This window comes from Streptomyces sp. NPDC087845, from assembly GCF_044742755.1.
Classification (GTDB): domain Bacteria; phylum Actinomycetota; class Actinomycetes; order Streptomycetales; family Streptomycetaceae; genus Streptomyces.
On record NZ_JBIUVC010000015.1, the window covers coordinates 109,363 to 122,767 of the forward strand.

At 71.8% G+C, this 13,405-nt stretch carries 11 protein-coding genes and 1 pseudogene; 8 read left to right on the top strand and 4 right to left on the bottom strand.

The features are described 5' to 3' along the window. Window positions 1–21 precede the first annotated feature (21 nt). The 3 genes and pseudogenes from ACIOMQ_RS31440 to ACIOMQ_RS31450 form a co-directional block, all read right to left on the bottom strand. Window positions 22–546, bottom strand: coding sequence for a DUF1990 domain-containing protein (locus ACIOMQ_RS31440; RefSeq protein WP_362203085.1), 525 nt, complete (start codon window positions 544–546; stop codon window positions 22–24). Beyond that, the gene (locus tag ACIOMQ_RS31445) at window positions 543–1,397 is read right to left on the bottom strand and encodes a YndJ family protein (RefSeq protein ID WP_402191316.1); all 855 of its coding nucleotides are present in this window, start codon (window positions 1,395–1,397) and stop codon (window positions 543–545) included. The genes ACIOMQ_RS31440 and ACIOMQ_RS31445 overlap by 4 nt, the downstream gene beginning before the upstream one ends. A 600-nt stretch (window positions 1,398–1,997) precedes the next feature. Next, window positions 1,998–2,729: pseudogene (locus tag ACIOMQ_RS31450) on the bottom strand (FecCD family ABC transporter permease); the annotation flags it as partial. Between the two features lie 159 nt (window positions 2,730–2,888). On the opposite strand from ACIOMQ_RS31450, the gene ACIOMQ_RS31455 reads away from it, so the two are divergent. Beyond that, complete coding sequence (locus ACIOMQ_RS31455; protein ID WP_402191319.1) at window positions 2,889–3,941, top strand: chitinase; 1,053 nt, start codon at window positions 2,889–2,891, stop codon at window positions 3,939–3,941. Between the two features lie 81 nt (window positions 3,942–4,022). On the opposite strand, the gene ACIOMQ_RS31460 is transcribed toward ACIOMQ_RS31455, so the two are convergent. Continuing rightward, complete coding sequence (locus ACIOMQ_RS31460) at window positions 4,023–5,390, bottom strand: FAD-dependent oxidoreductase (protein WP_402191321.1); 1,368 nt, start codon at window positions 5,388–5,390, stop codon at window positions 4,023–4,025. Window positions 5,391–5,651: 261 nt separating this feature from the next. Between ACIOMQ_RS31460 and ACIOMQ_RS31465 the strand changes: the two genes are divergently transcribed. The 7 genes from ACIOMQ_RS31465 to ACIOMQ_RS31495 all read left to right on the top strand — a co-directional run bounded on the left by ACIOMQ_RS31465 (window position 5,652) and on the right by ACIOMQ_RS31495 (window position 13,385). Next, on the top strand, window positions 5,652–7,718 hold the full coding sequence (locus ACIOMQ_RS31465) for a SpoIIE family protein phosphatase (RefSeq protein ID WP_401757129.1): 2,067 nt from the start codon (window positions 5,652–5,654) through the stop codon (window positions 7,716–7,718). A 206-nt stretch (window positions 7,719–7,924) separates the two neighbouring features. Further along, a complete protein-coding gene (locus ACIOMQ_RS31470; RefSeq protein ID WP_362203070.1) occupies window positions 7,925–9,316 on the top strand; it encodes a wax ester/triacylglycerol synthase family O-acyltransferase in 1,392 nt (463 codons plus the stop codon). A gap of 146 nt (window positions 9,317–9,462) precedes the next feature. Beyond that, window positions 9,463–10,458 carry an aldo/keto reductase gene (locus ACIOMQ_RS31475; RefSeq protein ID WP_402191369.1) on the top strand — a complete coding sequence of 332 codons (996 nt, stop codon included), beginning with the start codon at window positions 9,463–9,465 and terminating at the stop codon, window positions 10,456–10,458. A gap of 1 nt (window position 10,459) precedes the next feature. Beyond that, window positions 10,460–10,771 carry an L-rhamnose mutarotase gene (locus ACIOMQ_RS31480; protein WP_362203067.1) on the top strand — a complete coding sequence of 104 codons (312 nt, stop codon included), beginning with the start codon at window positions 10,460–10,462 and terminating at the stop codon, window positions 10,769–10,771. A 1-nt stretch (window position 10,772) separates the two neighbouring features. After that, on the top strand, window positions 10,773–11,627 hold the full coding sequence (locus ACIOMQ_RS31485) for an amidohydrolase family protein (protein WP_362203064.1): 855 nt from the start codon (window positions 10,773–10,775) through the stop codon (window positions 11,625–11,627). 36 nt (window positions 11,628–11,663) lie between these two features. Continuing rightward, window positions 11,664–12,524 carry an Fpg/Nei family DNA glycosylase gene (locus ACIOMQ_RS31490; protein ID WP_401757135.1) on the top strand — a complete coding sequence of 287 codons (861 nt, stop codon included), beginning with the start codon at window positions 11,664–11,666 and terminating at the stop codon, window positions 12,522–12,524. Between the two features lie 108 nt (window positions 12,525–12,632). After that, window positions 12,633–13,385, top strand: a complete 753-nt coding sequence (locus tag ACIOMQ_RS31495; RefSeq protein WP_362203058.1) for a LytTR family DNA-binding domain-containing protein — start codon at window positions 12,633–12,635, stop codon at window positions 13,383–13,385. The last annotated feature ends 20 nt before the right edge of the window (window positions 13,386–13,405 follow it).

Below are 13,405 nucleotides of genomic sequence, written 5' to 3' on the forward strand. Positions count from 1 at the left end.
CCGGCGGCCCGGCCCGGCCCTTCAGACGCGCTCGTTGCGGCCTTCGCCGACGATGCGGCGCAGCGTGGTGCCGAGCCGCCGGGCGTACCACCGCTGAGCCACCGGAACGAGGGGCCCCGCGAGCCGGGAGTACCACGCGGCCGGGCGGCTGAACGCCATGACGGTGAACCACACCGTCCCGTCGTCCGCCAGCTCCACCACGAAGGACTCCTCGCCGCGTTCCGGGTGCCGGACCTCGGTCCCGTAGGCGAAACCGATGCGGTCCTGTTCGTACGCCGCCCAGACGACCCGGCAGGGCGCGGCGAACCGGAACGGGCCGATGCCCAGCGACACCCGGACGCGGACCCCGGCCTCGGCGCGCGCCGCCGACGCGCGGACGGCGGCCCCGCTGGTCCGGTGCATGCGCCAGCCGGTGACCGCCGCGCCCGCCGCCTCGAAGTCGGCGCGGCCGCGCCCGACCCGGGCCCGGTGGTGGAGGTGGTGGTATCCGTCGGGGAGCGGGCCGAGGCGGGTGGCTCCGACCTCGGGATAGGTGAGGGCGCTCATGCGGTCCTGCCTTCGTGATCGGTACGGTTCTGGAGCCGCTGCCAGGCGAGCACCGAGCAGAGTGCGAAGCCCAGGGCGTTGCCGAGGCCGTGGGTGGCGGCCATCCAGGTCGGTGTGGGGTGCGGGAGCCCGGTGGCCTCGCCGAGGGCCCAGCTCAGTGCGAGCGCCATCGTGGCCACGAGAACGGCGGACGAGGTGGCGAGCAGCAGCCGGGTGATCCGGTCCTGTCGTCCGCCGCGGATCGATCGCCAGGTGAGGAGGGCGACGGTCCACATTCCCGCGGTCAGGACGACCGCTCCGGCCAGTTCGGCCCAGTCCCCGACGAAGTAGCCGATCAGGACGAGGAGCGTGCCCAGCGGCACGCTCAGCGCGGCGAACCTCCCCGCCGGGCTGTCGGCGATCCGGCAGACCAGCCCGGAGACCAGCGCGGCGGCGAATCCGGCGAAGTGGAAGTGGGGCACGGTCAGCGCGAGGATGCCGAGCCCGAAGCCGAAGAGCGTGTGCCCCGAGCGTTCCGCGACCAGCGCGGTGGCGGCGATCGAGGGGGTGACCAGGGCGGTGAGCAGGGCGATCTCGGCAGGTGCCGCGGCGCGGACTCCGGACGTCATGAGGGTGCGGAGCAGCCGGGGCGGAGAGTGCAGGGCGAGGAGCACGGCCCCGAGCGCGTAGCAGACCGCCAGGGCGGTGGCCGGGCCGCCGCGCGGCAGCCAGAGGGCGACGGCGCCGGGCACGGCGAAGAGCGGCCACAGACGGCGTATCCGGTCCAGCTCGGGGGCACCGGCCAGCCGCAGCCCCGCCGGGACCACCACCAGCATGCCCAGCATCACGATCAGACCGACCAGCACCGACATCACGACCCCCTCGACTTGAACGTGTTCAAGTGCGTTCGGTGGTGACTCTACGGTCCTTCTTGAACGTGTTCAAGGAGGGGAGTGGGCGCTGCGAGGTCCGGCACCGATGGGAGTATGCCCGGCATGGAGATCATCCCCGGACGCGGCGTCGAACTCGTCGTCATCGGTGACCGCCGCGCCCAGGTCGAGGAGCGCCTGGGACCGCCGCGGGGAGACCCCGACCGCGACCCCGCCGTGTACGCCACCACACCGCCGCTGGTGATCAGCTACGCGCCGGACGGCACCGTGGAACTCGTCGGGATCGGCTACAGCGCGCAGGGCGGCGAAGCCGAGGCGAGCTACGACGGGGTCCAGCTGACCCACCGGCTGATCGACGACGTCGTCGCCGAACTGAACGCCAGGGGATACACGAGCACACCGTGCGACGTCGGCCACGACTTCCACGCCGGGTTCTCCGTCTGGTCCATGCGCGTGCTGTGGGCGGGCGAGGTGGACCCGACGGCCGGGGAGGACGACCCGCGATGCGTCGTCGAGGGCGTGTCCGTGGCGCCGTACAGCTATTTCGGCGGCGCGTAGTGGAGTCCGGCGCCGGGCGCCTCGCAGGACTCCCCGGCGCCACTCCCGGATCAGCGGACAACCGAGGTGGACACCCCCGATGGCCATCGTGCAGATGCCGACGGGCAGACTGTCGAACAGCGGCAGTTGCTGGGCGCAGAGATCCGCGAGGACCAGCAGCAGCGCGCCGGTCAGCGTCGACAGCAGCGGGTGCGGGCCGGAGACCCGGGTGATCCGCTTGGCGATCTGCGGGGCCGTCAGCGAGATGAACGCGATGGGTCCGGCGACACCGACGGCGCCCGCCGACAGCACGATCGCGAGCACGACGGCGACCGTCTTCGTGCCGCGGGGCCCGGACCCGAGCGCGCCCGCGATGTCGTCGCCCATCTCGCCGATCTCCAGCCGCCTGGCGATCGGGGCGGTGAGCGGGGCCGCGACCAGCAGCACGAGCCAGATCGTGGTGGCGTCGTCCCAGGACCGCGCCGACAGACTGCCGTTGACGTAGGCGCTGAGCACGGCGGCCCGGTCGCGTTCCATGGCGTAGACGACGTGCTGGGTGACCGCCGCGCCGATCGCCGCGACACCGATCCCGGCGATGACGAGCCGGGCGGGGTTGCGGAATCCGGTGCCGGTCGACACGTGGACCAGCACCATGGCGAGGAGGGCGCCGAGCAGCGCGCCGAGCCCCACCGGCACGGTGTCCGGGAACATCGGGGCGGCGATCGCGGCGCCCGCCCCCGCACCGGCCCCCAGGCCGATCACATCGGGGCCGCCGAGCGCGGTGTCGGCCTTTGGTCCAGACCCATTGACGAAAGGTCTGGACCAACCTACGTTGGGCGCATCGCGGCATGCGGACGTTCGCGGCCTCGCGTTCTCGTGCAGCTTTGTCAGGATCATGACATTAATTACTCGCTTCGTCCGGGAAGGGAACGGAACATGATCGGTCGGACATCGCGCCTGCTGGGGCTCGGCCTCGCGGCGGCATGTGTCGTGCAGATGCTGGTCGGCGCGACATCGAGCGCCGCCCAGGAGGACACCTGCGCGGTCAAGTCGAAGCCCTCGGGGAAGGTGCTCCAGGGGTACTGGGAGAACTGGGACGGCGCGTCCAACGGTGTGCACCCGCCGCTCGGTTGGATCCCTGTCACCGACAGCCGCATCGCGGGCCACGGCTACAACGTGATCAACGCGGCCTTCCCCGTCATCCTCTCGGACGGCACCATCCTGTGGGAGGACGGGATGGACTCGACGGTGAAGGTTCCGACCCCGGCCGAGATGTGCGCGGCGAAGGGCGCCGGACTCACCACCCTGATGTCCATCGGCGGCGCGACCGCCGGCATCGATCTCGGCTCCAGCGCCGTCGCCGACCGGTTCGTCGAGACGGTGGTCCCGATCCTGAAGAAGTACAACTTCGACGGCATCGACATCGACATCGAGACCGGGCTGACCGGCAGCGGCAACATCAACCAGCTGTCCACCTCACAGGCCAACCTCATCCGCATCATCGACGGTGTACTCGCACGGATGCCCTCGAACTTCGGTCTGACGATGGCGCCCGAGACGGCCTATGTCACCGGCGGGAGCATCACGTACGGCTCGATCTGGGGCGCCTACCTGCCGATCGTGAAGAAGTACGCGGACAACGGCCGCCTGTGGTGGCTGAACATGCAGTACTACAACGGCAGCATGTACGGGTGCGCGGGTGACTCGTACTCCGCCGGCACGGTCGAAGGGTTCACCGCGCAGACGGATTGCCTCAACAAGGGACTCGTCGTCCAGGGCACCACCATCAAGGTCCCCTACGACAAGCAGGTGCCGGGACTTCCGGCCCAACCGGGAGCCGGAGGCGGCTACCTGGCGCCGGGTCAGGTGTCGCAGGCGTGGAACCACTACAACGGCAGCCTCAAGGGCCTGATGACCTGGTCCCTCAACTGGGACGGGTCGAAGGGGTGGACGTTCGGGGACAACGTCAAGGCGTTGCAGGGTCGTTGAACGCATCGCGAGCCGGGCGGCTCCGCCGGGGCGGGCGGAGCCGCCCCGGCGGCGGGACGGTCGGTCCGTCGGTCCGTCCCGTCAGGAGCGCGGCTCGGAAGCGTCCAGCATGGCGTCGCGCTCGACGACCTTGATCCGTTCGCGCCCCTGCTCCGCGCCCAGCGCCCGCTCGTGCGCGTCCAGGCGGTACCAGCCGTCGCGGGTGGTGTAGCGGACGCCGCGCTCCTCCAGGAATGCGGTGACAGCCTCCGGCTCGGGCCGCTCCGGGGCGGCGAGCCGGCCCGCGGCGTGGTCCTCCAGAAGGCAGGCGACGGTCTCGTTGGCGTCGCCCTTGGTGTGGCCGATCAGGCCGATCGGGCCGCGCTTGATCCACCCCGTGACGTACACCGACGGCAGGTGCTCCGCGCCGTCGACGACGCGCCCCGCGGCGTGCGGGACGGTGCCGGAGGCCACGTCGAAGGGGAGCTTCGGGAGCTCCTGCGAGTAGTAGCCGACCGCGCGGTAGACGCTCTGGACGTCCCAGTCGGTGAAGCGCCCGGTGCCCTTGACGTTCCCGGTGCCGTCCAGCTCGGTCCGCTCGGTGCGCAGACCGACGACCCGGCCGTCCTCGCCGAGGATCTCCGCCGGGGACTCGAAGAAGTGCAGGAACAGCTTGTGCGGCCGGTCGCCCACGTCGCGGATGGCCCAGTTCTCCAGCGTGGAGGCGACCATGTTGGCCTGCTTGTTGCCGCGCCGGGTCTGGATCGAACCCTCGTCGTACTCGATGTCCTCGGGGTTGACGATGACCTCGATGTTCGGCGAGTGGTCCAGCTCGCGCAGCTCCATCGGGCTGAACTTGGCCTGCGCGGGACCGCGGCGCCCGAAGACGTGCACCTCCAGGGCCTTGTTGGCCTTCAGGCCCTCGTAGACGTTCGCGGGTATCTCGGTCGGCAGCAGTTCGTCCGCCGTCTTGGCGAGTATGCGTGCCACGTCCAGGGCCACATTGCCCACCCCGAGCACGGCGACCTTCTCCGCCTCCAGGGGCCAGGTGCGTGCCACATCCGGGTGTCCGTCGTACCAGGAGACGAAGTCGGCCGCGCCGTGGGAGCCGTCCAGGCCGCTGCCGGGGATGTCGAGCGCGCGGTCCGCGTCGGCGCCGGTGGAGAAGATCACCGCGTCGTAGAAGGACCGCAGGTCGTCCAGGCCGATGTCTGCGGGGTAGTCGACGTTGCCGAACAGCCGGAGCTGCGGCTTGTCCAGCACCTGGTGCAGCGCCTGGACGATGCCCTTGATCCGCGGGTGGTCGGGGGCCACCCCGTAGCGGATCAGGCCGAAGGGGGCGGGCATCCGCTCGAACAGGTCGATCGAAACACCCGGGTCCTGTGCGGCCTCGGATTTCAGCAGCGCGTCCGCAGCGTAGATTCCGGCGGGGCCGGCTCCGACTATGGCGACGCGGACGGGGCGGGTCATGGAGTTGCAGGTCCTTAGAACGGGCTGACGCGGGCAGTGCGGCGCAGGGTAAAAGTAAGGATGGGCTTACCGTGCTCCACGAGACACGGTAACCGTTGCTGACCTGCGCCCTCCGGGCGGGCGCCCCTCCGGGCGCTCCCGAGCGGCGCCGCCCGGTGCCCGGCACGGGGCGTGGAACGTCCCCGAACGCGTGGTTCCGGAATCTCCCGACGGCGCCGGATTCGCTCGAAGAATCGGACAGATGATGGCAGAGTGACCCACATGGATGATCGGGTAGCGGGTGCCCTGTCACTCCCGGACGACTGGCCCGCCCACCCGGATCTCAGTCTCGCCCTGAACCGTATGGGCAGCTTCGACTGGGACCTCGACAGTGGCCTGATGCACATGGACCGTCCCGCGCTCGAGGTGTTCGACCTGCGGGCCGAGGAGTACGACGACCGGCCGGAGTCGATCGCGCCGCGGGTGCCGCCGGACGAGGGCGTCCGGCTCGATGCCATGGTCGCGCAGGCGCTCAAGAGCGGGCAGCGGAACTACGGAGCGTACTTCAGGATCCTGAGGCGCGACGGCACTCTGCGCTGGACCCACACCCAGGGCTTCATCCGGCGCGACGGGAACGGCCGCCCCCATCGCATCATCGGGATCGTCCGCGACGCCACCCAGGAGCTGGCCGACTCGACGGCCCGCCGGGAACTGGACATGGAGCGGCAGCGCCGTACCAGCCTGGTGGAGGGCACCACGGCCGCACTCGCCCACGCCCGGACCGTCGGGGACGTCATCGAGGTGCTGAAGGACTCCCGGGGCCTGGCGCATCTCGGTGCGACCAGCCTGGTCGTGGGGCTGATCGAGGCCGGGCGCATCCACCTGGTCGCGGACGGGCCGGAGGGCTCGTTCGTCCCCGGCACCCGGTACACCCGGACGGACGAGCAGTACCCGATGAGCGAGGTGGTGCGCACGCTCGCGCCCCGCTTCATCGAGTCCGCCACGGATTTCGCCGCCTCGTACCCGATCCTCTGGCCGCACATCAGCCATCTCGGCATCACGTCCGCCGCGTATCTGCCGCTGATCGCCCAGGCCCGGCCCATAGGCGCGCTCGGGCTGCTCTACAGCGACAAGGACGGCTTCACCGGCGACGAACGCAATCTGCTCGTCGCGCTCGGCAGCTCCATCGCCCAGAGCCTGCAGCGGGCCATGCTGTACGAGCAGGAGCACGATCTCGCCGAGGGCCTCCAGCAGGCCATGCTGCCGCGCCGGATCCCCGAGGTGCCGGGGGCCCGGGTCGCCGTCCGGTACCGGTCGGCCCGGCTGGGCCGGGACATCGGGGGCGACTGGTACGACGTCATCCCGCTGCCCGGCGGCCGGGTCGGGGCCGTCATCGGGGACGTGCAGGGACATGACACGCATGCCGCGGCCGTCATGGGACAGCTGCGCATCGTGCTGCGGGCGTACGCGGCCGAGGGACACAGTCCCGCCACCGTGATGGCCCGCGCCTCCGTCTTCCTCCACGAGCTGGACACCGACCGCTTCGCCACCTGCACCTATGCCGAGGTGGACCTGACGACCGGAGTGGTGCAGCTGGTCCGGGCCGGTCATGTCGATCCGCTGATGCGCGACGCGGACGGCGGCTGCCGCAGGCTGTTCGCGGAGGGCGGGCTGCCGCTGGGGCTCTCCGCCGAGTTCGGGCGGCTGGAGTACCCGGTCGGCACGATCGAGCTGGACCCCGGTCAGACGCTGGTGCTGTTCACCGACGGGCTGGTGGAGCTGCCCGGCGCGGATCTCGACGAGGGGATCCAACTGCTGACGTCCATGGTGCGCAACGGCCCGCGGGACCTCCAGAAGCTGGCCGACCGGCTCTGCGAAGAGGTCGACGAGCGCGGCGGGGAGGACGACGTGGCGGTCCTCCTGCTGGGCCGCAACGTCGCTCACGCACCCCAGCCGGGCGGCAGGCTCCAGCAGCATGTGGCCCAGGGGGATCCTGAGGCGCTGAGCGCCGCGCGGCACATGATCCGGGCGGCGGTACGGGCCTGGGGCGCCAGGACGAGGGCCGACGAGGTCGAGCTGGCCGCCGATGAGCTGATCACCAATGCGCTGATGCATACCGACGGCGGGGCGATCGTCACGATCCGGGCGCTCACCGGGCCCGAGCGGCGCCTGCGGGTCGACGTCGAGGACCGCTCCAGCGCGCTGCCCCGGCGCCGGGACGCGGGGGAGGCCGGGGTCTCCGGGCGGGGGCTGATGCTGGTCGACCGGCTGGCGGATCTCTGGGGTGTGGAGTCGCGGGGCGGCGGCAAGTGCGTGTGGTGCGAATTCGTCATTCCCGAACACGAATGACGGGATGCCGAACGTGAATGGCGTGGGATGCCGAGCGCGAATGACGGGATGGCGAGCCCGGATGACGGGATGCCGAGCGCTGCCCGGCGGACGCTGAGCACTACTCGACAGTAACAGAACGTAACATGTCTGTGCTTGACCGTAACCGACCGCAAGCGATTGACTGCGACTCCGTCAGTTCTGTCTTTCGATGACATGAGGATCCGTTGGGCACTGAGCTGCTGACCCCCCTCGACCTGGCCTTCTGGCACCTCGAATCCGATGCCCATCCCATGCACCTCGGTGCGCTCGCCGTGTTCTCCCCGGCGTCCGACCCGGCGCACCGCGTCGGCCCGGAGGCGGTGCTGGAACTGCTGGGCAGCCGCGCCGCCGCGATTCCGCGGCTGCGGATGCGGGTCAGGGACGTCCTGCTGCCGGTCGGCGGCGCGGGCTGGTTCGCGGACAAGGACTTCGATGTGCGGCGGCACATCGCGTGGGCGCGGCCGACCGGGGCGGAGTCGGGCGGCGGGGACGACGGATTCATGGCGGGGGCCACCCGGCTTGCGGGCGAGCTGATGGAGCGGCCTCTCGAACGAGGGCTGCCGCCCTGGCAGATGTACGTGATCGGCGACGCCGGCGGCGGCCCCTTCGCCGTACTCGTCAAGCTCCACCACGCTCTCGCCGACGGAATGCGCGCGGTCGCCATCGGCGCCGGGATCTTCGACGAGATCGCCTCCGTCGCCGGACGCGCCCGCAGCGGCATGCCCACCCGCCGGGCGCGCGCGGTCCCGCCCCGCTCCTGGATGCCGGGCCCGCGCCAGGTCGCCGGGCTCGCGCTGGGCCGGCTTGAGGATCTCGGGCGGGCGTTCGGCGTCGGTGCCTCCATGGTGCGGGCCAGCCGTCTCGATCTGCGCGGCGCGCCCGCGCTCACCGCGAGCTCCAGCGGTACCCGGCGGCTGGCCACCGCCGACCTGGATCTCGACGCGATCCAGCGGATCCGCCGCGTCGCCGGGGGGACGACCAACGACGTCCTGCTCGCGGTCGTCGCCGGGGCGCTCCGCCGCTGGATGCTGGAGCGCGGAGAATCGCTGCCGGCCGAGGACCCGCGCGCCCTGGTGCCGGTCTCCCGTCGCAGACCGGGCCAGGCCGCCGCGACCGGGAACAAGCTCTCCGCCTACCTGCTCGGGCTCCCCGTCTCCGAACCCGATGCCTGGAATCGGCTCCGCGCCGTCCGCACCGCCATGGACCGCAACAAGTCCGCGGGACCCTTCCGGGGCGCCGGGGCGGTGGCCGTGCTCGCCGATCAACTGCCCTCGCTGGCCCACCGCTTCGGCGCGCCCATCGCCGGGAGCGCGGCCAGGATGCTCTTCGACGTCCTGGTCACGAGCGTGCCCCTGCCGCGCTCGGCGCTCTCGCTCGGCGGCTGCCCGCTGCGCGCCGTCTACCCGATGGCGCCGCTGGCCCGCGGCCAGTCCCTGGCCGTCGCCCTGTCCACGTACGGCGGCCGGGTCCAGGTCGGGCTGGTGGCCGACGGCAAGGCGCTGCCCGATCTGGAGCGGCTGGCGAACTGTGCCGGTGACGAGGTGGCGGACCTGCTCGCACTGCTGCCGACCCGCTGAGCGGTCCACGCCCTGATCGGCCATAGATCGGACAGATCTCCGGAATATTGCCGCAGTTCTTGGTGCCCGAGGTGTTGACGCGCCCAAGTGATCCGATGAATATTCGCTGTGTGCAGGAAGTGATCACCGGGGAGGGCGGCGGAAGCATGCGGCGCAACAGGCTGGGAAGCAGCGCGGTCGAGGTCACCGAGCTGTCCTTCGGGGCGGCCGCCATCGGCAATCTCTTCAGCGCCGTCGACCCCGCGCAGGCGGCGGCCGCCGTGGACGCCGCCTGGGACGAGGGCATCCGCTACTTCGACACCGCGCCGCACTACGGACTCGGCCTCTCCGAACGGCGGCTGGGCGAGGCTCTGCGCGGCAGACCCCGCGACGCGTATGTCCTGTCCACCAAGGTGGGACGGGTGCTGGACCCGTTGACCGCCGACCCCGCCACCGCCGCGGAGAGCGTGTCCGAGGGGCTCTCCGAGGGCTTCGCCGTACCGGCCACCCACCGCCGCCGCTGGGACTTCAGCGCCGACGGCGTACGCCGCAGCATCGAGGACAGCCTGCGACGGCTGGGTCTCGACCGCATCGACATCGCCTATCTGCACGATCCGGACGACCATGCGGAGGCCGCGTTCCGCGACGCCTACCCGGAGCTGGAGAAGCTGCGCGCACAAGGGGTGATCGGCGCCATCGGCGCCGGTATGAACCAGACCGCGATGCTCACCCGCTTCCTGCGCGACACCGACGTCGACGTCGTGCTCTGCGCGGGCCGCTACACCCTCCTCGACCAGTCCGCCCTCGCCGAGCTGCTGCCCGAGGCGGCCGCCCGCGGCCGCAGCGTCGTCGTCGGCGGCGTCTTCAACTCCGGACTGCTCGCCGACCCGCGCCCCGGTGCCACGTACGACTACACGGCCGCGCCGCTCACCCTGCTGGACCGGGCGCTGCGGATCAGGGCCGTCACCGAGAGCCACGGCGTCCCGCTCCGGGCCGCCGCCCTCCACTACCCGCTCGCGCACCCGGCCGTCGCCGGAGTGCTCGTCGGCACCCGCTCGCCGGACGAGGTGCGCGACGCCGCCGCCCTGCTGCGCCGCGGGATCCCGGACGAACTCTGGGACGAACTGCGCGCCGAGGGCCTGCTGACCGAGGACGGACACTGACATGAGAATCGCCCTGCACACCAAGGTCCGCGCCGACCGCGTCGCGGAGTACGAGGCCGCGCACCGCGAGGTCCCCGACGAGCTCACCACCGCGATCCGCGCGGCGGGCGCCACCTCCTGGACGATCTGGCGCAGCGGCACCGACCTCTTCCACGTCATCGACTGCGAGGACTACGCCGCACTCCTCGCCGAACTGGAGAAACTCCCGGTCAACGTCGCCTGGCAGGCCAGGATGGCCGAGCTCCTCGACGTCGCGCACGACTACTCGCCGGACGGTACCGAAGCCGGTCTCCCGGTCGCCTGGGAGCTGTGACATGACCGGTCGGCAACGGATCGTCGACGCCCACCACCATGTGTGGGACCTGTCGGTACGCGACCAGGACTGGATCACCGGCGACGAACTCGCCCCGCTCCGGCGCACCTTCACCCTCGCCGACCTGGAGCCCGAGGCCCGCGCCGCGGGGGTCTGCGCCACCGTCCTCGTCCAGACCGTCACCGTCCCCGGCGAAACCCCCGAATTCCTGGCCCTCGCCCACGGCAGCGATCTCGTCGCAGGCGTCGTCGGCTGGTGCGACCTGACGGCGCCGGACGTCGGCGAGACCCTCGCGGCGCTGCGCGAACTCCCGGGCGGTGACCGGCTCGTCGGCATCCGCCACCAGGTCCAGGGCGAACCCGACCCGGCATGGCTGCTGCGCCCCGACGTCCGGCGCGGACTGCGCGCCGTCGCCGACGCGGGGCTCGTCTACGACCTCGTCGTCCGGGCCCACCAGCTGCCCGCCGCCGTCGAGGCCGCCGCCCTGCTGCCCGGACTGACCTTCGTGCTCGACCACGCCGGCAAGCCACCCGTCGCCTCCGGTGAACTGCACCCCTGGGCCGACGACCTGCGGGCCCTTGCCGCCCGCCCCAACACCGTGTGCAAGCTCTCCGGTCTGGTCACCGAGGCCGACGTGCGGTCCTGGACGGTGAGCGATCTGCGCCCGTACGCGGACACCGTCCTGGACGTCTTCGGGCCCGACCGGCTGATGTTCGGCTCGGACTGGCCGGTGTGCCGGCTCGCCGCGACGTACGCGGAGGTCGTCGACACGGCACGCACCCTGACCGACAGCCTCACCGAGGACGAGCGGCACCGCGTCCTCGCCGCCACCGCCGAGCGGGTGTACGGCCTCTGACAGGCGCCCCGCCGACGCATCCGGCAGTCTGGAACCATGCCCGAACTGCCGGAAGTAGAAGCCCTGCGGGTCTTCCTCGACGACCATCTCGTCGGCAGGGAGATCGACCGCGTCCTGCCGCTCACCGTCAGCGTCCTCAAGACGTACGACCCACCGCTGACCGCCCTGCACGGCGGAACGGTCACGGACATCGCCCGGCACGGCAAGTTCCTGGACATCGGCGTCGGCCCGCTGCGCCTGATCACCCATCTCGCCCGGGCCGGCTGGCTGCGGTGGAAGGACAGCTTCCCCGCCGCGCCGCCGCGTCCCGGCAAGGGCCCCCTGGCGCTGCGTACCGTCCTCACCGGCGGCGACGGTTTCGACCTCACCGAGGCGGGCACCACCAAACGCCTCGCCGTGCACCTGGTGCACGACCCGGCCGAGGTGCCCGGCATCGCCCGCCTCGGCCCCGACCCCCTCGACGACTCCTTCGACCGGGACGCCCTCGCCGCACTGCTCTCCGGGGAACGCCGCCGGATCAAGGGAGCCCTGCGCGACCAGTCCCTGATCGCGGGCATCGGCAACGCCTACAGCGACGAGATCCTGCACGCCGCGAAGATGTCGCCGTACCTGCTCACCGCGAACCTCACCGACGACGAGATCACCCGGCTCCACACCGCACTGCGCACCACACTCCGCGACGCGGTCGCACGCTCCGGCGGACTGGCGGCCGGAAGGCTCAAGGCGGAGAAGAAGAGCGGGATGCGGGTCCACGGACGCACCGGCGAGGCGTGCCCGGTCTGCGGGGACACCATCCGGGAGGTGTCCTTCAGCGACTCCTCGCTCCAGTACTGCCCCACCTGCCAGACCGGTGGCAGATTGCTGGCCGACCGGCGCCTGTCCCGACTGCTCAAGTAGCCCGGTCCGGTGGGTCGGCCCCAGTGGCCGCCGCCCACCGCGGGCAGCGCGGTCGCCGGCCGCGCGAACCGCCGCCCGCCACCCCCGGCAGACCTTAAACTCCGGCCCATGCTGCGCGTACTCGCCGTCGACGACGAAGAACCCGCCCTGGAGGAACTCCTCTACCTCCTGCGCGCCGATCCCCGCATCCGCAGTGCCGAGGGCGCCACCGGGGCCACCGAGGCGCTGCGCCGCATCGGCAGCGCCGTCGAGGCAGGCCCCGACGACCCGTCGGCCATCGACGTCGTCTTCCTCGACATCCACATGGCGGGCCTCACCGGCCTCGACGTCGCCCAGTTGCTGGCCGGATTCGCCGCACCCCCGCTCATCGTCTTCGTCACCGCGCACGAGGGCTTCGCCGTCCAGGCCTTCGACCTCAAAGCCGTGGACTACGTCCTCAAACCGGTCCGCCGGGAACGCCTCGCCGAAGCGGTCCGCCGGGTCGCCGAACAGGTCGGCGACCGCTCCGCACCCGTACTCGACACCGCGAACGACCAGATACCGGTGGAGCTCGGCGGGGTGATCCGGTTCATCCCGATCGACGACATCGCCTACGCCGAGGCCCAGGGCGACTACGCCCGGCTGCACACCGCCACCGGCAGCCACCTCGTCCGCGTCCCCCTCACGACCCTGGAGGAACGCTGGCGCTCGCGCGGTTTCGTACGCATCCACCGGCGCCATCTCGTCGCCCTGGGCCGGATCGACGAACTCCGCCTCGACGCGGGCAGCATGAGCGTGTGCGTCGGCACCGCCGAGCTCGCCGTGAGCCGTCGCCACGCCCGTGCGCTGCGCGATCTGCTGATGCGCCGGACCGGCCGCTGACCAGGGACTACCCGCGCTCG